Below are 21,898 nucleotides of genomic sequence, written 5' to 3' on the forward strand. Positions count from 1 at the left end.
GGGGCGTTAAAATCGAGCGGATTATAACCAAATTAGAGCGTTGTGTGTAGGGGGCGAGTTGGGCGTTCAGGATATCTGGTTTAGTTTATTGGTGGGTCTTTCGTTTTTGACATCACTATTGAGTGCTGTCGCGGGTGCTGGCGGTGGCGCTGTGCTTATTGCCGTCCTAGCTTCGGTATTGCCGGCGCATGCAATCATCCCGGTACACGGTTTTGTGCAAATGGGATCGAATGTAGGGCGTTCAGCATTGACGTGGCGGCATATTGATTGGCGGACCGTCATTTGGTTTGTGCCCTTTGGATTGGTCGGAACGCTGCTGGGTAGCCTCGTATTGCTGCAATTACCGCAACATTGGTTGCAGTTGAGTATTGCTGGGTTCCTGTTGTTTTTAACTTGGGGGCCGCAGTTACCTAAATTAATTTTGGGACGTGTTGGTTTAGCGCTTGGCGCGGCATTATGTGGCTTTATTTCACTGTTTGTTGGTGCTTCAGGGCCCGTGGTCGCCAGTTTCGTAAAAGCACGCTTTGATCATAGGCATACGGTTGTGGCGACATTTGCCGCTATTATGACAATGCAACATGCGCCGAAAGCAATTGTCTTTGGCGCACAAGGTTTTGTCTTTGAGCAGTGGTGGTTACTTATCATGTGTATGATAGCCGCCGGTTTTTTAGGAACCTACATGGGGGTTCGCTGGTTAAAGAGAATGACTAACCAGCACTTTGACCAACTCTTTAAATGGGTCATTACCTTACTCGCTCTGCGCTTGCTTTGGAGTGCTTTTTAAGCGTTTATCCCAGCGCTGCCGAGCATAACGACGCAGGCTGGCGATATTATCGGTTTCGTCCATGATCGGCGTACCTAAAATGGTCTCGATGATATCTTCTAAAGTAATTAACCCAAGCCAACTTCCATGCTCATCGTAGACCAAACACATATGCTGGCGTTCTTGTAGCAGATGCGCCATTAAGGCTTCAACACTCACCGTTTCCGTGACAATTTCAACTGGGCGTGTGAGCTCAGCAAGGGTTGTTTCCTGATCGGCTTCTAGCGCGTCACTGCGAAACAAGATTCCATGCGGCTCCTCGTCAGCATCGATGACTGGAAATCGAGAAAAGGGTAGTTGTTTAGTGTGCTTGTAGAACTCGCCAATGGTCATATCTGGGCGCACTGTCTCGCATACTGTGCGCGGCGTCATGACTTGTTTCACGCGAATATCGTGTAGGTCTAGAATGTTCCAGATAACTCGGCGCTCGTCCTCATCGAGGGCATTTTGCTCAAGTCCCATAGTCGCCATCGCTTTGATTTCTGAGCGCACATCGATATCCGCTTCGTTGGCGCCAATACGTTTGGTGATTTGATCCGATAGCCAGATAAATGGCTTAAGGCTAGTGATTAAGAAGTTCAAAATCCCCGGGAGTAGAGGCGCGAGCGAACGCCAAAATTTTGCACCGATGGTTTTCGGAATGATTTCTGACAGAATCAAAATCAGTAAAGTCATGACTGCACTCGCGGCACCGAGATAACCATCTCCGAATACAACACCAACTTGGGCGCCCACACCCGCCGCACCGGCCGTATGCGCGATCGTATTCAGGGTCAAGATAGCAGCGAGCGGGCGATCAATCGTCTGTTTCAATTTAGATAGCTGTTTGTGCAGCTTGGGGCGCTGTTCTTTGAGGCCAGCAATGTAGCTTGGTGTAATCGACAGCAACGACGCTTCAAGCATGGAGCACAAAAACGATATACCAATAGCTATAAACGCAAATACAATCAGCAAAAACATGAATGAGTACCTATACGAGTTGAACGCCGATAATAACCATTGCGGCTATAAGTACAACCCCCCAACCAAGCTTAACAGCGTGCTTTTGCCACCATTTTTGTGCATAAGGACCTAACCAGAGAGCGAGTAACGCCAGTCCGTAATAGCGAATACCGCGTGATAGCGCGGATGCCAGCATGAACATAGCAAAGGAGTAGTCAACAGCGCCGGCAGCTAACATCGCTGTTTGAAAGGGGACGGGTGTTACGCCGACTAAAAATACGGCCCAGAAACCTTGAGCTTCGAGTGTGCTTTTAAATTGTTCAAAAGAATCTTCAATACCAAAATAGTTTATTGCCCAAACGCCTGCCGTATCCATGAATGCTTGACCCACGAAATAGCCTGCGGTCGCACCTGTTAGACAACCTGCTAGCGCGACAGAAGCAATGAGCCAAATGCGCTGGCGCTCAACAAGCATGTATGGCACTAATATGAGTTCTAAAGGAATAGGTATAATGGTGGCTTCTAGCGCTGAGAAGAAAAATAAAAGCACCAATGCATGAGGCGAGTCAATGAGTTTCTGGAACCACTTGTTCGCTTTTTTATCATCCGGTTCAATTTTCTGCGCTGAAGCAGGCTCGTTACTCACTTTAGGTATCCTTTTTACTCGATTAAGTTAATCGTATCGTTATACTGCATAAATTGGAATTTAGTGGATCGTAAAGTCGAAAAATTTCGTAAACTAAACCCAGAATGAAGTTAATAAGGTGTTTCCTCAATGAATTATCGTGGTAATAGCGCGTTCTCGCATCAACAAGCTGATAAAGTCGGTGTTTTGCTCACTAATTTAGGTACGCCCGATGCGCCGACTAAAGCAGCGCTCAAGCCTTACCTTAAAGAATTCCTGTCTGACCCCAGAGTTGTTGAGTTTCCACGTTGGCTTTGGAAAATTATCCTTAACGGTATCATTCTGAATATCAGACCTAAACGTTCTGCAGAGGCGTATAAGACCGTATGGACTGATCGGGGCTCGCCCTTGCTGTATCACACAGAGGACCAAGCCGCTGCGGTGCAACACGCGCTGACGCAGGATTTAGGTGAACATGTGATAGTGGACTATGCGATGCGCTACGGAAAACCATCGATTCAAGATGCGCTGGACAGAATGATGCGTGCGGGCGTACGCAAACTATTGGTGTTACCACTCTATCCTCAATATTCGGCATCGACCGTAGGCTCAACCTTCGATGCAATAGCGAATGACTTTACTCAGCGACGTTGGTTACCCGAGTTTCGTTTCATTTCGCATTATCACGACTATGACCCATTTATCAGTGCTTTAGTTAATAAGATAGAGCGCCATTGGGAAACTCACGGACGTGCCGATAAGCTGATTTTTTCTTATCACGGCGTACCTTTGCGCTACCTGAAAAACGGTGACCCTTATCATTGTGAGTGCTATAAGACCACGCGCCTAGTGGCTGAACGTCTTGGCCTCAGTGAGCAAGAGTATATGACAACTTTTCAATCGCGCTTTGGTCGTGAGGAATGGTTAAAGCCATACACCGATGAGACGTTAAAGGCGTTGCCGAAGCAGTCAGTCAAATCAGTTCAAGTGATGTGTCCGGGTTTCTCATCCGACTGTTTGGAGACTATTGAAGAGATAGGCGAAGAGAATCGTGAGTACTTTATCGAGAACGGGGGCGAACGCTATGAATATATTAGCGCTCTCAATGCCGAAGAGGAGCATATCTCAGCACTTGTTAGCTTAATTAAAGATAACCTCGCAGGCTGGACTGTACCCGAGCAGCAGGCCGAAGCGTTAGCGACAAGACAACGTGAAGCTGATAAGGTAGAGCGAAATACGGCGAATTGAGTCAAGCATGAGTAGCACTCAAGGATTTGGTAAAACATTTAGTTTTATAGCGTGGGGACTTGCCCTCGCGCTACTTTTTTGGTTCTTCCAAGACAAGCTCGAACAGCAATTTAATCCCAACCAAGACGTTGTTTCTCAGCGGTTGAGTGGTCAAACTGTGGTCGAACTGACGCAAAACCGCATGGGTCACTACGTAGTATCAGGCAAGATAAACCAGCAACCCGTTACGTTTCTATTAGATACCGGCGCTACCTTAGTGGCTATTCCAGAACATATTGCTGACAGACTGGGCCTTGTAAAAGGACGAAAGGGTATTTCTGCAACCGCCAATGGACGTATTGTTACCTATAGAACCCACCTAAACTCATTAACTCTGGGCGATATTGTACTCGATAATGTGGATGCCTCGATCACGCCTGGCTTAGAAGATGATGTGATCTTGTTGGGCATGAGTGCGTTAAAACAACTGGAGTTGGTACAAAAGGGCGATACATTAACCATTAAATATTAAGAGGTGGTATGAGAGTTAATATTGTGACGATTTCGTTAGTACTCGTGTCTGGCGTTGTAGCGTCAGCGGCCATGGCGCAGCAATCATATCGTGATTGTGCGCTCATTCAGGACGACCAAGAGCGGTTGATGTGCTACGACCGATTGAATGAGCAAGATAAAAAGCCGGTCCCTGCTGCCAAAATGAAAGAGAAAGTCGAGCAGAAGCGTGACAACAATGCTGACTTTGGTTTAGAGCATAAAAAGCTGAAACAAGATGAAAGCATGTCAGTTAAACTGACAAGTCGCGACAAGGATGCTTACGGTAAATGGATACTTACTTTCGATAACGGTCAAGTTTGGAAGCAAAAGGGCTCAGAAGACTATTTTCCTTGGCACGATGAGGGCAACTATACCATTACGCGAGGCATGTTTAATGCGTATTTTCTGTCACGCAAAGAGGTCAATAAACGCATGAAAATCGAACGCATTAAGTAGTCGCAGGATTAATCACTTCTATGAGTTGCTCGAGCGGCATAGGGCGGTAGAAATAGAAACCTTGTGCCGCTTGGCAGCTACGCCGAGCAAAGTAAGCTGCTTCTTCGGCATTTTCAATTCCCTCAACAGTAATTGACTTATTCAGACCCAACGCCATCGAAATCACTGCCTCAGTGATGGGGTGCGATGAGCTATCGGTAAGCACTCGCCGTGTGAAGCTTCGGTCAATTTTAATAATATCGGCGGGTAAATCATTCAAATAAGAAAGCGATGAGTAACCGGTGCCAAAGTCATCAATAGCGATTTTGCAGCCGAGTGTTCTGAGCTCGGCGAGTTGTTTAAATGCAGCCTTTGCATCATCGACTAGCATAGTTTCTGTCAACTCAAACTGTAGCGTACTGAACGGCATCTTGTACTTGTGAGCCAACTGTGTCACTTGACTGACCAACTGACCATTTTGCAACTGTTTGGGTGACAAATTTATCGACAATATAAAGTTCGGCTGAGCAACATACTGAGCTACCTCACGAATTGACATTTCTAGGATCAAATCGGAAAGCGGCATAATCTGTCCAGTATGCTCAGCTAGCGGTATAAAAACGTCGGGAGGTATCCAGTTGCCTTGTTTATCACGCCAACGAGCGAGCGCCTCAACGCCGATTATCTGCTCGCTTTTGAGGTCGACGAATGGTTGATAGAAGACTTCCAGTTGTTGGTTTTCAATCGCCACTTGAAGTTGATTACGTAGCGTTAAATCTGTCTGATACTTCAGCCCCATCGCTTGTGTGAAGAAAGCGAAGGTATTTCCCCCACTCTCTTTCGCTTTAGTCATCGCGACGTCAGCATTTTGAATAAAGGCTTCGGCAGAAGACACTTGAAACTCACGCGACGCAATACCGATACTTGCAGTGAGGTACAGATCGATATAATCGATTTCAAACTTGTCGCGTAGGGCAGTTAACAAAGAACGCGCCACCTCCGTCGACGATGTTTTATCGGCTCCGGGTAGAAAGACGATAAACTCATCGCTACTAAATCTTGATAACTGCGCCGTTGCAGGGCTGACCTCTGCTAAGCGTGTCGCAATACGCTTGAGTAACTCATTACCTGTATGAAGCCCTAAACTATCATTAATGGGCTTAAACCCATCTAAATCAATAAACAAAATATGCGCGTCAGTTGGATTGACCGATAGCCACTGGTTGATATTCGTCTCTAAGACATCGCGACGCATTAGCTGAGTCACCGAGTCAAAATTGGCCATTTGAATCAAGCGACCCTGTTGTTCGGTTAGTTTGCGGTTACTCTCTATCGACTCCAACAACAAAAAGGCAAGAAGGATTCCGGCGATGAGTATGGTTTGATTAACGCGAGCCGCTTGCCAGAATACATGAGCGTCGGCAATAACAGCGTGTAGCTTAATGGGTTGCCCAAGAATCGAAGACATGGTCGATACCTTGTAGGCATGGATGTCCGTGAGTTCGGACAGTGAAATAACATCAAATGAATCACTACTTATCGGTAATAGGTAACTTTCTGATAGTTCGACGTAACTGTCGAAGATATCTAAATAAGGTATGCGATCGATCCGCATGAGGTCTTTGATATTTAAATTGGCGATTAACTGATCGGCTTCGATGTCTGGGTTAGTGATCGGGTAACTAAGAATTAATCGTGGAACGCCTTGTTGTAATGAATAGGCGGAAATAACGCGGCTTTCATTATGCACATTATTGGCGCGCCATGCCTTGATTGAAGGCTGTTCTAAAATCTCTTTATCAATATCCGATATCGGGATAGGGCTAAACATCAGCTGTTGACTATCATCGTAGACTCCCATCCACTCAATCAATGAAAAATCGCGCGTGTAGTCCTCTGTATCAATATTGATAATTTGGTCGACAGATTCTGCTGGTAATTCGCTCCAACGTCGATAGAGGCGCTGAAGCGCGCTGAACTGAGAGCTGAGCCTTTGGCCAATCACATCCGCTGACTGAGTCAGGTTTACTTCGCCGCGACTGCGTATTTCATTAATGTCGGCATTCGATTGAGCGAACCAAATTGCGATTGTGGCACTCAAGGTTAAGACTAAGCCTGTTAGAGAAAGAATAGATTGCTTTGGGGGCGATTGATTAAAGCAATAAAATAGCATGCCTAAACCGGCAATGAGGCCAATGATGGTGGCTGCTGAAAATGCGATCGGGTTTTGAATCAGTGGGTAGGTATTAATATCGAGCCAAGTAATAGCGAAGCTAATCAGCGCAATGAAGATAAAAATACTACCGACGGCTTTCCAAATAATGCGATGTAATTGAGTCTTACCCGTGGTGATGTAGACCGCCGCTAATATGAAACAACAGGTGGGCAGGAATAGGGGCAATTGTAGATCAGTGGCTTTAAGTGCGTAGAGGCCAGTGGCGAATAACCCAATCCCGCCAATACGTGCAAGCCAGTATCGATGAGCTTGCTGACCGTAAAGTGCGACGCCAATACATAGCGCTGCGGCGCTTAATGACAGACTTGCAGAATTAATACGGCTTGATGGTTCGATAAAAAGATAGTTTGCAAAGCCTAACATTCCAAACAACACGCACGTAAACGCGGCCGTATGAACAACGGAAGTTGATGCATGTTTGAGTAATGCTTTTAACAAAGCGGCTCTCTCTAATTAGGTTATTTTTATTATTGATATTTGTATATTTGCAAGGTAACAGATTATGTCGCTGAGCACATATATTTTTGATCAATGTCATGTAACTTTCTATCAACACCGTATTTGAAGCGACTAACGAACTGTATGCCAAGTGGGAGACGCGCTAGTGTATAAGTACAAAAACAAACGAGGTGAAAACATGGGTTCTAACGCTATAAACTCGGCTCTCGTGCTGGGGATCTTATCTGCTACTGCATTGTCAGGATGCAGCACACCAATTCAAGAGCAACGAACACTAGCGCAAACGCTTGAAACTGGAGGTGCGCTTAAGCCTTTACAAAAAAACATTGAACTCGATCAGGCGGACTTATTTTTTGATATTCACCCTGAGACAAAGTCGGTAATTGGCACAACGACATTGACACTCACCGTAACGGCTGAACAGAAGCAGCTATTGTTAGACTTGGACAACAACTATCGTATCTCATCAATTACCGCCGCAGGGCATCCGGTGAGTGACTTTAGTCACGAAAAGGGTGAGATCCGTTTTACCCTACCTGATAGTGTCACCGTCAACCAGCCGTTCGAGGTAACTATCAATTATGAGGGCCAGCCTCATGTGGCTGAACGAGCGCCCTGGGATGGCGGCTATGTGTGGTCTAAAACTGAGTCAGGTCAACCGTGGATCGCGACCGCAGTGCAAGGTGAGGGATGTGATTTAATTTGGCCCTGCCTCGATCACCCAACGTTTGAGCCGCAGCAAACAGATATTCGCATTCGTGTGCCAAAGGGACTCGTCGCGGCAAGCAATGGTCAACTTATCGAAACCACTGAGGGCGATGATTGGAGCGAATATCATTGGCGTAGCGAACAGTCACAAAATAATTATGGCATCGCGTTAAATATCGGTCCTTACGATAAGCTCGAGACGACCTATCACAGTCGTTACGGGCATGAATACCCGCTTGTATTCTATTACTTGCGAGGCGAGAAGGAAAAAGCACAAAAACTCTTTGCGGAGTTTCCTAAGCAACTTGAATTTTACGAACGGGTCATAGGGCCATACCCCTTTTATGCTGAAAAAATGGGGGTTGTACAAACACCTCATTTAGGGATGGAGCACCAGACCATTAATGCCTATGGGCAGGATTATAAACCAGGGAAGTACGACTTTGATTGGCTACTACAACATGAGCTGGCGCATGAGTGGTTTGGCAACCAAGTCACGAATACGGACTGGGACCATATGTGGCTACATGAGGGATTTGGTACTTATATGCAACCACTCTACGGCCAGTATCTACATGGTGATGCCCTATACCATACAATGATGTATGACCAGCGTATTGGGATTCGTAACGAGCATCCCATTGTTTCAAATAAACCAATGTCCGAGGATGACGTCTACAAAGCCGATCGTGGACCGGGTAGCGATATTTATCAAAAAGGCGCTTGGGTCTTGCACACGCTGCGTTACCTGATTGGCGATGAAGCCTTTTTTAACGCAACCCAACAGCTTGTCTACGGTACGGACGATCCCAAGCCAGGTAACTTCAAGCCACATTTTGCCGATACCCAAGACTTCATCGATGCCGTTAATGCCGAAACGGGAAAAGACATGACATGGTTTTTTGAGCATTATATTTATCAAGCGGCTCTACCCGAGTTAGTCTCCGAACGCGACGGCGACCAACTTACGTTGCACTTTAAATCGGCAGCAAAGGCTCCTTTTACGATGCCCGTCGAAATACGCGTCGGTGGTGAGCTAAGAACCGTTGTCGTATCGAAGGAGGCGAAGACAATTACACTCCCGTCTAACGACGTACACATTGTACTCGATCCAGAGTCGAAAATTTTGCGGCAACAAGATTATTTGGATGAATATTCGGCGTTTGAAGCCAAATAAACGATCCAAAACACCATGGAAGGTTTATTTATTAAGTATCTTTTAGAAACGAGAAGGAACGCATGAGCTACGTAAAAGAAACTATTGATATGTTGAAACGCACCTCTCCGGCGCAAAATGAGTTTTATCAAGCGGTGGAAGAGGTATTGGAGTCTATCGAACCGTTGTTGGAGGAGCACCCCAAATATCGTCAACAGGCGATCATTGAGCGACTCGTAGAACCCGAGAGACAGATCATGTTTCGCGTGCCATGGCAAGATGATGAAGGTCAGGTTCATGTGAATAAGGGCTATCGGATTGAATTCAATTCAGCCCTAGGTCCTTATAAAGGTGGGTTGCGATTCCATCCATCAGTGAACGCTGGCATCATTAAGTTTCTTGGTTTCGAGCAGATATTTAAAAACGCGTTGACTGGACTCCCAATTGGGGGCGGTAAAGGCGGCTCAAACTTTGATCCCAAGGGCAAGTCTGACGCGGAGATCATGCGTTTTTGTCAATCGTTTATGACCGAGTTGCATCGCCACATTGGTCCTCACACCGATGTTCCGGCAGGCGATATTGGTGTGGGAACCCGCGAGATTGGCTATCTCTTTGGTCAGTATAAGCGGCTAAAAAATCGATTCGAGGGTGTACTGACTGGTAAAAGTTTGCGTTGGGGAGGTTCGCACGCACGCAAACAGGCCACTGGCTACGGGGCTGTTTACTTTGCTCAATGCCTTTTAGGTGATCGTGGCGAAAAGCTCAGTGACAAGCGGTGCCTTGTATCTGGATCCGGTAATGTCGCCATATACGCGATGGAAAAGCTCTACGAGCTCGGTGCTACACCGGTCACATGCAGCGATTCAAACGGTATGGTTTATCATAAATCAGGTATTGACTTAGACCTAGTTAAACAGATTAAAGAAGAAAACCATGAACGCCTAAAAACATATTTAGACACCCACGACGACGCCGAATATATCGCTCGTGAAGATTACCCTGAAGACGGGCATAGTGTCTGGCGTTATGAGGGGGATATCGCGTTTCCGTGTGCAACGCAGAATGAACTGACTGAGCAGGATGCTCAAGCACTCGCTGAAAATGGCTGTTTAGCGGTGCTTGAAGGAGCGAATATGCCATCGACGCAAGCTGCGGTCGACTTCTTTGTTGAACAAAAAATCGGTTATGGTCCCGGTAAAGCAGCGAATGCGGGTGGTGTGGCAACCAGTCAGCTAGAAATGGCCCAGAATGCGAGTATGCAGCAGTGGTCGTTTGATGAGGTGGATCGTAAGTTACAAGAGATTATGAAAACTATCTACTCTGACTGTAAGCGCACGGCTGAACAATTTGGCTCACCTAATAACCTCGTTTTGGGGGCCAATATCGCGGGCTTCAAAAAGGTCGCTGATGCGATGATTGAGCAGGGTGTCGTTTAATCTGACGATGGCATCATTAAAAAAGGGAGTGCACGCACTCCCTTTTTTTATTCCTGTTGATCATCGATACTGTCTAACTCTTTCTGTTCGATAAAGGGGTCGATAGGTCGACTCCGCTCCCAAAAGCCTGTTTCGTTATCCAAGTCTGCTCCAGTACAGGCGGGTTGTGGTCCAATATCGGGGTGTGAATCCCATTGCGAGTGGTTGCTGTTAGCCATGATAAGTTCCTCTAGATTAGGGCAATCACCTATTAGACGAAAAAATAACCAGTTTGGATGCTGTGTTCGAAAAAATTCATCAAAGCCAGGCTAATCTGCGTGATTTGATCCAATCATTTACAAATGGACATCTTTTTGAAACCCAAATACATAGATAACTCGCTATAGTTAGCTCATAACAAAAATAATTTCACGGTGATGCAACCTTTGCTTACGCGAGTACGACTCATTAAGTAAGCCTCAAGATTAGGAGTCAAGATTATGAAACGTTTAATTTCGATAGTCGCTGGCTTAGTCGTATCAGCGAACGTAATGGCAAGTGCAGAAATGAATATAGAACAGGCACCTGCGTCATCAAGTGTCATGCAACACTACACAGTGACACCAGGACAAACGGGTTATCATGAAACCATTCGTGGCAGTGTGCGTCTGACTCAGCAGCGCATGATGTATGACCTGATGTTAAGTAACCAAGCGATGTTAGCGAATGATGCTCAAACCGTCGTATCTCAAGTTCGTGAGCAGTTTCGGACGAGCAGCGTTGCGGCAACCGGATTTCCGAGTGCACTAAAGCTCCGCGCTGACAAATAGTTGAACCTTGTTCCCAACCACTGTCGAGTTGATTCGGCAGTTATAATAAAGGCGCCTAGCGGCGCCTTTTACTTTTCTTCATATCATCGCCTATTGCTTAGGCATCTCTTGATGGAACTCTGCTAAGTCTTCAATCACTTGCTGATTTGGAAGGTCAGCAAAGCTAGCATCTTGGAACTTCTCACCGCGTAGTTGTACAGAGATCCGGGCACTATCTTCGTTTAATACCGTATCCTTGTAGAACTGTTTCGCGTCTTCCAGAGTCACTTGCTCAACCGCATTAATTAGCTGTTGCTTGGTATCAAAGTCATAACGATGTAAATACCAATCGCTCAACACCGGCTGTAACTCTTCAGACAGGTTCTTCGGCGGTTCGTTAAGCGTGACTAAGGTGCTTGATTTCAACTGTTCAAACGTCTCAGGCTTTAAGTTCTGCAATGTTTCCCAGTACTCCTTTTTGAAGGATTCAAAACGCGCCTGCATATCGGCAACATTTTTCACCGGAGTCTGAATATAAAGCCCAAAGCCGGTGTAGCGGTCCAGTTGTGGTGCAAAAGTACCTACCGCATAGGCAAGCTGCTCTTCGGTACGTAAGGTATCAAACGCCTCGGTACGGAAGTGGCCTTGCAATACGGTCGCTGCTGCCTGTGTAGCGAAGCTCGGTGTGCCGTTGATATGTGCATCAACAATTCCCACGTCTGCAACAGATAAGTCCTTACGTAACACTAAAGAAGTGTCAGCTTGCGGCTTCCAGAAGCGTGCAGTGCGGTATTCGGTGACGCTTCTGTTGGCGGGCAATAGATCTTTGATTTCATTGACTGCTAACTGTAAATCAGCCTTGTCGTAGTTACCAAAGGCAAACATTTTAATTGAGTTATTCGCTAGTAGCTCATCCATGTAACTTGCTAAATCAGCCGGTTTTACGTTCTGGGCTGCTTGGATAAGGCTGTCATCGGCAAACTGACCTTCGCGAATAATTTGTCCGTACGCATCAAAGGATTGATATAACGGGAATTGTTGTCCTTTGTTTTTGATGCCGCGAACTAAACGATCAACAGCTTGTGCAAATGCTTGCGGTTCGATATCAAACGTGAGCTCCTCTAGTGCACGTTGCATGAGTTCTGGCTGTTTGTCGGTAAAGCCCGAAATATTAAAGGTAAGACCCCGATTATCGTTAAGACTTAAGCTCATGCCCGCGATGCTCGCCTCAGTCGATAAAGCACTCACACGCAGGTTGTAAAGATCCTGCCATAAAGCAAGCAGTACTGATTTCTTAACGTCAGTAATCGGATCGGGGTTGTTGATGATGGTGGTTAGCACGCCCCGTGGTTGGTCGGCAAATACTTGGCTTGGATACTGCCATACCTCAATGCCGGGCTCTTCGATAACGACTTTCGGCTGGTCAAAGTCAGCATTTTTCTTTAAATCGAAGTTTTCAGGAAGCAACGTATTAACTTTAGGTAAGTTAATTGCGAGCTGTGGCTCGGCTGACCAAGTGGCAACCTCTGAAGCTGCAATATCTTCGACTTGGTATTTACCATCGTAAAAACTCAGCTCTTTGTCGTGTGGTTCATCTTTAGAAATGTACCAAACGCGCAGGTGTTCAGGCGTTAACTGATTAAGTACGTTATTAATCGCATCGGCATCAAATTCTTTGTATTCGTAAGGTGCGCTTATCACGTACTGAGCAGGGTAATTCTGCATCGCGGAAGCAAGCGATGAAACGTAACCAAACTCGTCACCTTTTTCTAAAAAGCGGAAGCTGTTAGCCAGACTGGTTTGAATTTCCTTAAAGTATTTTTTATCAACGCCCTGCTCTTTTATCATGTTGATATATTGCATGACTAAGGCAGTGATATCTTCACGATGCTTCATACCTGCATCAGTTAGATTTATATCCACGGTTAACGCGCCGTAATTACCGTACTCGGTCGGTGACGCCGATGCATTTAAACTAGAAATCAATCCCATTGCCTTGAGGCGTTCAGTCGGTGTGCCTGGCATTTCTGAGCCCAATAAATAGGTCACAAAGCGATTGGGTTTTACCGCAAACTGGTCTTGGTTATCGTCGATAATGAACTCAAGGCGCAATTGCTTAACATCTTCATTGGGTACGTAGTGAATACGCTTTTTACCCGCTTTCGCGAAGTCGACTTTATCCGTTGTTTCTGGTGGCTCGATGTCATCATTTTCGATGCTGGCGAAATGCTTTTTCGCTAATGATTCCATTTTGTCCAGCGGTTCGTTGCTAATCATTGCGACTTTCATGATGTTCGCTGAATAATAGCGATTATAAAAGTTCACAAGTTCTTCGTGTAGCTTGCTGTTGTCTTTATCACCGAGTGAATCGTTGTTACCAATTAAAAAGCGGTTTGCCGGGTGTTCACCTAAAAGCATGCGAGCGAGCTTAAACTGACCAAAAAAGTCCATCTCACGGCGCATCGACCACTCAGCGTTGACGGCATTTTTTTCTTTGTCGGCGTATTCTGCGTATAGCTTGGGTGATTTGAAGAAATCTGAGAAGCGGTCAAGTGCTTCATCGTACGCACTATTGTTCACTTTGAACATGTAGTTCGTGATATCAAGCCAAGTTGATGCGTTTTGGCTACCACCGTTATTACTCATGAACTCGCTATAACCATTGGTATCCGGATACTTGTCGGTTCCGAGAAACAGCATGTGTTCAAGATAATGCGCCATACCTTGTTGGGTCATGGGATCTTTGAGCAAGCCCACACCAACACTCAAAGCAGCTGCCGATTTCTCTGTGTTTGGATCGGAAATGAGCATGACTTCGAGTTGATTGGGCAGTGTGACGACTCGATATTGGCGTTCGTCGTTCGGACTCTTTACGACTTGTTCAGCGAGTGCTTGTTGTGACTGCGCTGCTACTTGCGCATTATTAGATTGAGTTTCTGAACTGCTGCAACCAGCCAAAATAAGGGCTGAAGTGAGTGCAGACAGCATAAATAGGTTCTTCATAAGCGTCATATTCCTGTTAAGGGTGTACCTTATAATAAACAGAAATACGTCGTTTCTTGCAGTAAAGAAATGCAACGGCACAAAGCAATTTGTAACAGAATTTGACAGCCGCTTGTCTTTGCAGACTAAGCGACTGTCAGTAAGTGGTTAGCGCATCGTCACAAACTCTTCCGCGCTGGTCGGGTGCAGAGCCACGGTTGAATCGAGATCAGCTTTAGTTGCGCCCATCTTCATCGCAGTCGCGAAGCCTTGTAGGATTTCATCCATGCCTTCACCAATGCCGTGAATACCGACGACGCGCTCTTCTTTTCCGTAGCACACAATTTTGAAGTAGCTGAGTGCGCGGTGTGGCGTGACGGCGTTATACATCGCAGCAAAAGAAGAGGTATACACTTTGATATTGCTCTTACCGTATTTAACGATGGCATCTTCTTCGCTTAAGCCGACAGTACCAATGGTTGGATGGCTGAAAACCACGGTCGGGATATTCTCATAATCCATATGAGCGTTCGGCATATCATTAAACAAACGCTCAGCCAGCTGGCGACCCGCTTTAATGGCGACGGGCGTGAGAGCAGTAGCACCGGTATTGTCGCCTACGGCGTAAATGCCTTGCACGCTGGTGTTTTGGAACTTATCGACTTTAATAAAGCCTTGCGCGTCAAGCTCAACACCTGTTGTTTCGAGGTTGATCTTATCGGTTGCAGGGACACGGCCAATTGCCCACACAAGGCAGTCGACATCCTTCATTGTTTCGCCGTTTTCAAAGTGCAAGGTGAGCGTACCGTTTTGCTCTTTAACTACCTCTTTAACCACGGTTTCTGTATGCAAGGTAGGCCCGTCTTGCTCCATACGCTCTAAAAGACCATCGGTGATGTAACGGTCGAACGAGCGCAGTGGACGATCGCGACGCACGAGTAAGTGTGTGTCTGTTCCTAGCGCCTGAAAAACGCCGGCAATCTCAACGGCAATGTAGCCTGCACCTACTACAGCAGCCTTTTTAGGTTGTTCTGTTAACGCAAAAAAACCATCTGAATCGATACCGTGTTCGGCACCCGGTACGTCAGGTATCATCGGTCGACCGCCAGTAGCGATGGTAATGTGGTCGGCAGTAATTTTCTCACCGTTAACTTCGACGGTGCGGTGGTCAACGAATTTGGCAAAGCCTTCGATAAATTCAACACCATTGCCTTGGAACCCACGATGGTAACCGCCGTGAATACGTTCAATGTAAGCCTCACGGTTTTTAACCATCGTTGCCCAATCAAAACCTTTCTGATCGAGATCAAAGCCATATGCGGATGAGTATTTCACTGCTTCGGCAATATGAGCGCCATACCACATGACTTTTTTCGGTACACAACCGACGTTAACGCAGGTGCCACCCACCGCATTGGCTTCTATAACAGCGGCTTTTGCGCCGCGAATGGCCGCGCGGTTAGCTGAAGCGATGCCGCCGCTTCCTGCACCGATAGCTAAATAGTCATAATGTCTGCTCATGAAAATCGACTCCTCAAATCTAAGATGCGCATATGATGAGTAAAAACCCCGTATCATGCAACGAAGATACGGGGTTTATCAGTGGTTAATACCGATTAACTTAATCGGAAGATCAGTTAGCGAGCACCTGCTGGCAGGTTCTCCTTCAAGAACTCAGTCATCATGGTCCGAAGGTGTAGCGTGGTACCCTCGCCCTCATAAAGACCGTGTGAACGATTGGGATAAGCAAAAAATTCAAACTGCTTATTGTATTTAATCAATTCGTTGACTAAGCGTTCACTGCCCTGGAAGTGGACGTTATCGTCGCCGGTACCGTGGATCAGTAGCAAATCACCCTCGAGATTTTTGGCGTGAGTGATAGCTGAAGTTTCTTTATAACGTTCAGCTGATTCCGGCAACAGACCTGAGTAACGCTCTTGGTAAATTGTGTCGTATAGCGTTAAGTCTGGTACGGGGGCGAGTGCCATACCCATATCGTAGGCTTCAGGATAACGGAATAGGGCGTTCAGTGTTTGTGAACCGCCGCCACTGTGACCCCAGATGCCGACACGATCGGTATCGATGTAATCCCAACGTTTTGCCATTTCTTGCAGTGCATCGTACTGATCACGAACAGTCACAACACCGAGATTTTTGTAAATCGAACGACGCCAATCGAAGCCCCGTGGAGATTTAGTTCCGCGGTTATCAATTGAAGCTACGATATAGCCTTGTTGGGTTAGCATGGTATGCCAAAGATACAACCAACCACCCCAGCGATTAGCAACCGTTTGACCCCATGGTTCACCATAAACATAGAATAAAATGGGATACTTTTTATTAGGGTCAAAGTCAGTCGGACGCATGATATAGCCATCAAGCGCTAACCCATCACGGGCGGATACTCGGAAAAACTCTAGCGGCTTGTGGTTGATCTTCTCGACGGCCTTTTGTGCATCATCGTTAGCGACAACCGTACGAATAACTTTGTGGTCGGGCAAACTGACCATATCAGTCACGGGAACATGGTTGACGTCGCTATAGGTGTGCTCGGCGTATTTTGCATCTTGTGAAACACTATAACTGTGAGTGCCTGGTTGATCAGGCGTTAAACGCTCTAATACACCACTACCATCGAGTTTGGCACGGAATAAATAGCGCTCGAGTGGCGTTTCAGGTGATGCAATAAAGTAAACCCAGCCGTCGTTTTCGTTAATACGCAAGACTTCAACCACGTCCCAGTTACCGCGAGTAATCGTCGTCATCTTGCCGGTATCACGTTCAACACGGTAAATATGACGGTATCCAGAGCGCTCGCTCAGCCAAGTGAATGACTTGCCATTATCGAGGAACTTGACGTCATCAACGTATTCGGCCCACGAGTCGGTTGTTTCACTTAATAATTTTTGACTACGTCCGTTGCTGATGTCACTCAGGTAAACGCGATTGACGTCTTGTTTACGCGTGAGTTGTTGAATTAACAGTTGGCTTGAATTACCCGCCCAATTCATGCGTACGAGGTAGTGCATGCGTGGGTCGCCAGGCAGTTGCATCCACGTGGTGTCGCCTCCGTCTGCTGGCATCACGCCAATACGCATGGCAGCGTTGGTTTCACCCACTTTAGGGTAAGGGAACTGCTTTAACGTTGGATAAAGCGAGTCGGTGTTATTGATCATCGTAAAGGTCGGTGTGCCTTCCGTATCTAACTGCCAGTAAGCAATGTGCTGACCATCAGGACTCCAGCGGAAACCATCACGCAAGAAGAATTCTTCTTCGTTAACCCAGTCAAAGGTACCGTTAACAATGGTGTTGCTACCGTCATTAGTTAACGTTTGAATGTTAAACGTATCCAAGTCTTGTACGTAAATGTTGTTCTGCATCACGTAAGCGACTTTAGTGCCTTGTGGATTAAATTTTGCAAACTGAAGCGTTGATTCAGGCGCATCACCGCCCAACTGACGCAATTCACCGGTTGTGCGATTCAGGACCCAATAGTCGCCCAGTGTATGCGTACGCCAACTGCGTTTAGTATTAGTGAAAATTAATACTTTATCGCCGTCGTTAGACCATTGGTAATCTGCAATATCAAGCGCGTGATCCCAGCCTTCTGGTGTGAGTGCTTGCGCTGATACCATAATATCGCGCGCATTGGTTTCGGGGTGGTAACGGACAATATCGCGACCTTTTACCTGTTTTGATGACTCAAGGGTCGTATAGCCCGAACCATCTTCTAGCCAGCGTGTTGGTGCAGGACGCTTTACACGAAATTTATCACTCGCAAAAATGTCTTGTAAAGAGAGCTGACCCTCAGTGGATTGAGCTGCTACCGAGTCATTTTTATCCACAGACTGATTCGACATAGAGCTACAACCAGAAAGAGCAACGAGCGTCGCAAAACTTACCAGTGTTAGCCCCCGCTTTAGCGGCTTCAGTGCGCTAAAGGTTGACGCTTTAAAATTCATAGTCGGTTTCCATCTTGTTATTTAAAACATAAAAAGGATACCCGATGCGCGCCAGAAAATCAGTGTTTATGGTTGAAGATTGGACAAACTGCCCAATATAAGAGTTAAATTAATCGGTTTTATAAGGAAGGGTAAAGATGTCGAACCCACTACTTGAAGTCGCTAACAATCATAATGCGTTGCCAAAATTTGCGGCGATTAAGCCAACGCACATAGAACCCGCGATTGAACAAGTTATTAACGATGCGAAAAGCACGGTTGATAAGGTGCTTGATACCAAACAATTTACTTGGCAAGGGTTTGTTGAGCCGTTGCAACGTGCGGATGAACGTATCCAAAAAGTGTGGGCACCGGTGTCACACTTAAATTCGGTGATGAGTGAGCCTGAGCTCCGTAACGCGCACGACGCATGCTTAGCTTTGCTGTCTGAGTATGCGACTTACGTAGGTCAGCATCAAGGGCTGTTTGCAGGCTACCAAGCACTTGCTAATGGTGACGAATATTCTACGCTGAATCGGTCACAGCAGAAGCTAATTAATGATACCTTGCGCGACTTCAAACTGTCGGGCGTGGACCTACCTGAGAACGAGAAGAAGCGTTACGCGGAAATCACTAGTCGCTTGTCTGAATTATCGTCTCAGTTTAGTAACAATCTGTTAGATGCCACCCACGCCTGGCATTATCATATAACCGATGAAACGCAACTGAGCGGGTTACCCGATAGCGCGATTGAGGCTGCGAAAGAGGCGGCACAGGAAGCGGAAAAGGAGGGTTGGTTGTTTACCCTTGATATTCCGAGCTATCTACCCGTCATGTTGTATGCCGATAATGTCGAATTCCGTAAGGCGATGTATCAGGCTTTTGTCACACGAGCATCGGATGTCGGTCCGAATGCAGGTGAGTATGATAACTCCGACGTGATGAATGAAACGTTAGCCCTTCGTCATGAGCTTGCTAACTTACTCGGGTTTGATAATTACGCTGAAATGTCTCTGGCAACCAAAATGGCCGAGTCGCCTAATCAAGTGCTTTCGTTTCTAAACGATTTGGCTGAGCGTTCGTTAGGTCAGGCTAAAGCAGATTATCAAGCCATTGAAAACTTTGCTAAAGCGCAGTCAGTACAAACCCTAGATGCGTGGGATGTTCCATATTATAGCGAGCAATTAAAACAGTCTGAATATGCGATTTCAGATGAGCAACTTAAGCCTTACTTTCCAGAGCACAAGGTAGTGGATGGGTTGTTCAGTGTTGTTAACCGATTATTCGGTATACATATCAAGGAGCATAAGGAGATTGACACCTATCATCCAACCGTACGTTTTTACGAGATTACGGATGCCAATGGTGAAACACGCGGTTTCTTTTATATGGATTTATATGCGCGAGCTGGCAAACGTGGTGGCGCTTGGATGGCTGACTTTGTTGGCCGCAATCGTGATAGTAAGGGTGAGTTACAGTATCCCGTTGCATTTTTAACGTGTAACTTTAGTAAGCCAGTGGGAGATAAGCCGGCTCTGTTTACTCATGATGAAGTTCTGACTCTGTTTCACGAGTTTGGGCATGGATTACACCACATGCTTACCCAAGTAGACACGGGCGGCGTGTCAGGTATTGATGGCGTCGAATGGGATGCGGTGGAGTTACCAAGCCAATTTCTTGAAAACTGGTGTTGGGAACCAGAGGCGTTGGCCGATATTTCGGGTCACTACGAGACGGGTGAACCGCTCCCGCAAAACTTACTTGATAACATGCTGGCGGCGCGTAATTTCCAGTCGGCGATGCAAATGGTGAGGCAATTAGAGTTTTCACTATTTGATATGAAGTTGCATTATGAGTTTGATGCGGCGCAAGGTGCAGATATTGCGGGCGTCTTACAACGTGTTCGAGAGCACGTTGCTGTGCGTATCCCACCAGAATATAATCGCTTTCAACATAGCTTTGGTCATATCTTTGCTGGGGGGTACGCTGCCGGCTACTATAGCTACAAATGGGCTGAAGTGTTGTCAGCGGATGCGTTTGCCAAATTTGAAGAAAATGGCATTTTTGATCGAGCAACGGGTCGCGAATTTTTACACGCAATTCTCGAGCGAGGAGGCAGTCAACCTGCCGCTGAACTGTTTAGCGAATTTAGAGGGCGTGAACCCGATATAAATGCACTGCTCCGTCACAGTGGTATTGCCAATTAATAACGATTAAGAATGGGTGGCTAACACCCATTTGACGATGAGCATAATGCCTATCACCATTAAGACCGCCAAAATGATGCCAACGACGATAAAAGGCACAGGACTTTTTTTATTGAAGTCACGTTGGCGGTTTTTATCTGTTTGTACGCCAAAAAAAGCCGCAATAACACTCAAGAGTGTTTGCAAAATGGAGCCTTGGCTCATTCGCGCAATCTGCATAATATTCGGTTATAAGGCTGTCTGACTATTATAGCTAGAGGTCGACTGGGGCGTATGCTCTTCGGATGAGCTGAAGAGGAGTTCGATTAAATCGAAGAAGTGAAACTGGGTAGAGCGACTCTCACCTTTAAACCAGTTGGACCAAGTCACTTTCGTGCTAGGTGCTTGGCACTGTGCACTTGACTGCTTAATTTCGGAGGCGTTGAGTAACACTTCGCAACGTTGTGTTGAGTTAGCAGCTTGTTTAGAGACAAAAGCAGGACCTTGGTTCAGGGCAAAAACGCCTGAAGCCGTGAGAATCACGCCGACAGCGAGCGCTGCATATTTAGCGGATGTTTTCATGGTCAGCACCTTTATCATTAACAATTCTGATTAATTTATCAGCGAATTGCTGAAAATGCTAGTCGATATTACGAATTTTTTTGTCATCTTTTCGGTGCTATAATGCGCGCACTTTTAAAAACGGAGATGACCCATGCAGCCGTTAATTGCACCCTCGATTTTATCTGCCGACTTCGCGCGTCTGGGCGAGGAAGTGAATAATGTGTTAGCCGCGGGCGCTGACGTTATTCACTTTGATGTCATGGACAATCACTATGTGCCCAATCTAACCATTGGTCCAATGGTGTGTAAGGCGCTGCGGGACTATGGCGTCACAGCACCTATCGATGTCCACCTTATGGTTAAGCCGGTTGATCGAATCGTGCCCGATTTTGCTGCGGCTGGAGCTTCTATTATTTCTTTTCACCCGGAAGCATCTGAACATGTCGATCGTACGATTCAGACAATAAAGGAACACGGGTGTCAGGCGGGTCTCGTATTTAATCCGGCGACGCCATTGCATTATCTCGATTATGTGATGGATAAAATCGATTTGATCCTCTTGATGTCAGTTAATCCTGGTTTTGGGGGGCAGAAGTTCATCCCGGGAACGTTAGATAAGCTTCGTCAAGTGCGCGAACGGATTGACGCAAGTGGGCGTGATATTCGTTTAGAGGTCGACGGTGGAGTAAATTGCGACAATATCGGTGAAATTGCGCAGGCGGGTGCCGACATGTTTGTTGCAGGTTCGGCGATTTTTAATGCCGACGATTATGCCGAGGTTATCCGTACGATGAAGCAAGCGATTAACGCAAATTAAATTATTCAGTTAGGAAGCAAA

General features: G+C 46.4%; 18 protein-coding genes. 9 read left to right on the forward strand and 9 right to left on the reverse strand.

Going from position 1 to position 21,898, the window contains the following annotated elements; translation table 11 throughout:
* Positions 1-58 precede the first annotated feature (58 nt).
* Positions 59-784, forward strand: a complete 726-nt coding sequence (locus ABNS04_RS02150) for a sulfite exporter TauE/SafE family protein (RefSeq protein WP_272977710.1) — start codon at positions 59-61, stop codon at positions 782-784.
* Here ABNS04_RS02150 and ABNS04_RS02155 read toward each other — a convergent pair.
* Together ABNS04_RS02155 and ABNS04_RS02160 are read right to left on the reverse strand one after the other, a co-directional pair.
* On the reverse strand, positions 749-1,783 hold the full coding sequence (locus tag ABNS04_RS02155; protein ID WP_272977711.1) for a CNNM domain-containing protein: 1,035 nt from the start codon (positions 1,781-1,783) through the stop codon (positions 749-751). The two genes, ABNS04_RS02150 and ABNS04_RS02155, sit on opposite strands and share 36 nt — an antisense overlap.
* 10 nt (positions 1,784-1,793) lie before the next feature.
* The gene (locus tag ABNS04_RS02160) at positions 1,794-2,411 is read right to left on the reverse strand and encodes a VTT domain-containing protein (RefSeq protein ID WP_272977712.1); all 618 of its coding nucleotides are present in this window, start codon (positions 2,409-2,411) and stop codon (positions 1,794-1,796) included.
* A 129-nt stretch (positions 2,412-2,540) separates the two neighbouring features.
* Here ABNS04_RS02160 and hemH point away from each other — a divergent pair, with 129 nt between their 5' ends.
* The 3 genes from hemH to ABNS04_RS02175 are packed head-to-tail and all read left to right on the forward strand — an operon-like array spanning position 2,541 to position 4,625.
* Positions 2,541-3,638: a ferrochelatase gene (gene hemH, locus ABNS04_RS02165; RefSeq protein WP_272977713.1), complete on the forward strand. Its 1,098-nt coding sequence runs from the start codon at positions 2,541-2,543 to the stop codon at positions 3,636-3,638.
* A gap of 7 nt (positions 3,639-3,645) precedes the next feature.
* On the forward strand, positions 3,646-4,149 hold the full coding sequence (locus ABNS04_RS02170) for a retropepsin-like aspartic protease (protein WP_272977714.1): 504 nt from the start codon (positions 3,646-3,648) through the stop codon (positions 4,147-4,149).
* An 8-nt stretch (positions 4,150-4,157) separates the two neighbouring features.
* A complete protein-coding gene (locus ABNS04_RS02175; RefSeq protein WP_272977715.1) occupies positions 4,158-4,625 on the forward strand; it encodes a hypothetical protein in 468 nt (155 codons plus the stop codon).
* On the opposite strand, the gene ABNS04_RS02180 is transcribed toward ABNS04_RS02175, so the two are convergent.
* A complete protein-coding gene (locus ABNS04_RS02180; RefSeq protein ID WP_272977716.1) occupies positions 4,618-7,278 on the reverse strand; it encodes a GGDEF domain-containing phosphodiesterase in 2,661 nt (886 codons plus the stop codon). The genes ABNS04_RS02175 and ABNS04_RS02180 overlap by 8 nt on opposite strands.
* A 199-nt stretch (positions 7,279-7,477) precedes the next feature.
* Here ABNS04_RS02180 and ABNS04_RS02185 point away from each other — a divergent pair, with 199 nt between their 5' ends.
* Positions 7,478-9,184, forward strand: coding sequence for a M1 family metallopeptidase (locus ABNS04_RS02185; protein ID WP_286682102.1), 1,707 nt, complete (start codon positions 7,478-7,480; stop codon positions 9,182-9,184).
* Positions 9,185-9,246: 62 nt separating this feature from the next.
* Positions 9,247-10,599 (forward strand): NADP-specific glutamate dehydrogenase, encoded by a 1,353-nt coding sequence (gene gdhA / locus ABNS04_RS02190; RefSeq protein WP_272978127.1) that lies wholly within the window; start codon positions 9,247-9,249, stop codon positions 10,597-10,599.
* A 47-nt stretch (positions 10,600-10,646) separates the two neighbouring features.
* Here gdhA and ABNS04_RS02195 read toward each other — a convergent pair whose 3' ends face one another.
* Positions 10,647-10,817, reverse strand: a complete 171-nt coding sequence (locus tag ABNS04_RS02195) for a hypothetical protein (protein ID WP_006954401.1) — start codon at positions 10,815-10,817, stop codon at positions 10,647-10,649.
* Between the two features lie 261 nt (positions 10,818-11,078).
* Between ABNS04_RS02195 and ABNS04_RS02200 the strand changes: the two genes are divergently transcribed.
* Positions 11,079-11,408 (forward strand): hypothetical protein, encoded by a 330-nt coding sequence (locus ABNS04_RS02200; protein ID WP_006954399.1) that lies wholly within the window; start codon positions 11,079-11,081, stop codon positions 11,406-11,408.
* A gap of 90 nt (positions 11,409-11,498) precedes the next feature.
* On the opposite strand, the gene ABNS04_RS02205 is transcribed toward ABNS04_RS02200, so the two are convergent.
* The 3 genes from ABNS04_RS02205 to ABNS04_RS02215 all read right to left on the reverse strand — a co-directional run bounded on the left by ABNS04_RS02205 (position 11,499) and on the right by ABNS04_RS02215 (position 18,331).
* On the reverse strand, positions 11,499-14,390 hold the full coding sequence (locus tag ABNS04_RS02205; RefSeq protein WP_348671173.1) for an insulinase family protein: 2,892 nt from the start codon (positions 14,388-14,390) through the stop codon (positions 11,499-11,501).
* A gap of 147 nt (positions 14,391-14,537) precedes the next feature.
* Positions 14,538-15,890 carry a glutathione-disulfide reductase gene (gorA, locus tag ABNS04_RS02210; RefSeq protein WP_272977586.1) on the reverse strand — a complete coding sequence of 451 codons (1,353 nt, stop codon included), beginning with the start codon at positions 15,888-15,890 and terminating at the stop codon, positions 14,538-14,540.
* Positions 15,891-16,006: 116 nt separating this feature from the next.
* Positions 16,007-18,331 (reverse strand): S9 family peptidase, encoded by a 2,325-nt coding sequence (locus ABNS04_RS02215; protein WP_272977587.1) that lies wholly within the window; start codon positions 18,329-18,331, stop codon positions 16,007-16,009.
* A gap of 137 nt (positions 18,332-18,468) precedes the next feature.
* Between ABNS04_RS02215 and prlC the strand changes: the two genes are divergently transcribed.
* The gene (gene prlC, locus ABNS04_RS02220; RefSeq protein WP_348671174.1) at positions 18,469-20,517 is read left to right on the forward strand and encodes an oligopeptidase A; all 2,049 of its coding nucleotides are present in this window, start codon (positions 18,469-18,471) and stop codon (positions 20,515-20,517) included.
* Positions 20,518-20,523: 6 nt separating this feature from the next.
* Here prlC and ABNS04_RS02225 read toward each other — a convergent pair whose 3' ends face one another.
* Entirely contained in the window at positions 20,524-20,721 is a 198-nt protein-coding gene (locus ABNS04_RS02225) for a DUF2970 domain-containing protein (RefSeq protein WP_006954392.1), read from the reverse strand.
* 24 nt (positions 20,722-20,745) lie between these two features.
* The gene (locus ABNS04_RS02230; protein WP_272977777.1) at positions 20,746-21,078 is read right to left on the reverse strand and encodes a hypothetical protein; all 333 of its coding nucleotides are present in this window, start codon (positions 21,076-21,078) and stop codon (positions 20,746-20,748) included.
* A gap of 133 nt (positions 21,079-21,211) precedes the next feature.
* Between ABNS04_RS02230 and rpe the strand changes: the two genes are divergently transcribed.
* A complete protein-coding gene (gene rpe, locus ABNS04_RS02235; protein WP_006954390.1) occupies positions 21,212-21,877 on the forward strand; it encodes a ribulose-phosphate 3-epimerase in 666 nt (221 codons plus the stop codon).
* The last annotated feature ends 21 nt before the right edge of the window (positions 21,878-21,898 follow it).

The organism is uncultured Idiomarina sp., assembly GCF_964010655.1.
GTDB lineage: Bacteria > Pseudomonadota > Gammaproteobacteria > Enterobacterales > Alteromonadaceae > Idiomarina > Idiomarina baltica.

Coding starts and splice junctions, on each gene's coding strand:
- ABNS04_RS02205 (WP_348671173.1), bottom strand. CDS start 14,390: ATGAAGAACCTATTTATGCTGTCTGCACTCACTTCAGCCCTTATTTTG.
- gdhA (WP_272978127.1), top strand. CDS start 9,247: ATGAGCTACGTAAAAGAAACTATTGATATGTTGAAACGCACCTCTCCG.
- rpe (WP_006954390.1), top strand. CDS start 21,212: ATGCAGCCGTTAATTGCACCCTCGATTTTATCTGCCGACTTCGCGCGT.
- gorA (WP_272977586.1), bottom strand. CDS start 15,890: ATGAGCAGACATTATGACTATTTAGCTATCGGTGCAGGAAGCGGCGGC.
- hemH (WP_272977713.1), top strand. CDS start 2,541: ATGAATTATCGTGGTAATAGCGCGTTCTCGCATCAACAAGCTGATAAA.
- ABNS04_RS02185 (WP_286682102.1), top strand. CDS start 7,478: ATGGGTTCTAACGCTATAAACTCGGCTCTCGTGCTGGGGATCTTATCT.
- ABNS04_RS02175 (WP_272977715.1), top strand. CDS start 4,158: ATGAGAGTTAATATTGTGACGATTTCGTTAGTACTCGTGTCTGGCGTT.
- ABNS04_RS02215 (WP_272977587.1), bottom strand. CDS start 18,331: ATGAATTTTAAAGCGTCAACCTTTAGCGCACTGAAGCCGCTAAAGCGG.
- ABNS04_RS02155 (WP_272977711.1), bottom strand. CDS start 1,783: ATGTTTTTGCTGATTGTATTTGCGTTTATAGCTATTGGTATATCGTTT.
- ABNS04_RS02195 (WP_006954401.1), bottom strand. CDS start 10,817: ATGGCTAACAGCAACCACTCGCAATGGGATTCACACCCCGATATTGGA.
- ABNS04_RS02225 (WP_006954392.1), bottom strand. CDS start 20,721: ATGAGCCAAGGCTCCATTTTGCAAACACTCTTGAGTGTTATTGCGGCT.
- ABNS04_RS02170 (WP_272977714.1), top strand. CDS start 3,646: ATGAGTAGCACTCAAGGATTTGGTAAAACATTTAGTTTTATAGCGTGG.
- ABNS04_RS02200 (WP_006954399.1), top strand. CDS start 11,079: ATGAAACGTTTAATTTCGATAGTCGCTGGCTTAGTCGTATCAGCGAAC.
- ABNS04_RS02230 (WP_272977777.1), bottom strand. CDS start 21,078: ATGAAAACATCCGCTAAATATGCAGCGCTCGCTGTCGGCGTGATTCTC.
- prlC (WP_348671174.1), top strand. CDS start 18,469: ATGTCGAACCCACTACTTGAAGTCGCTAACAATCATAATGCGTTGCCA.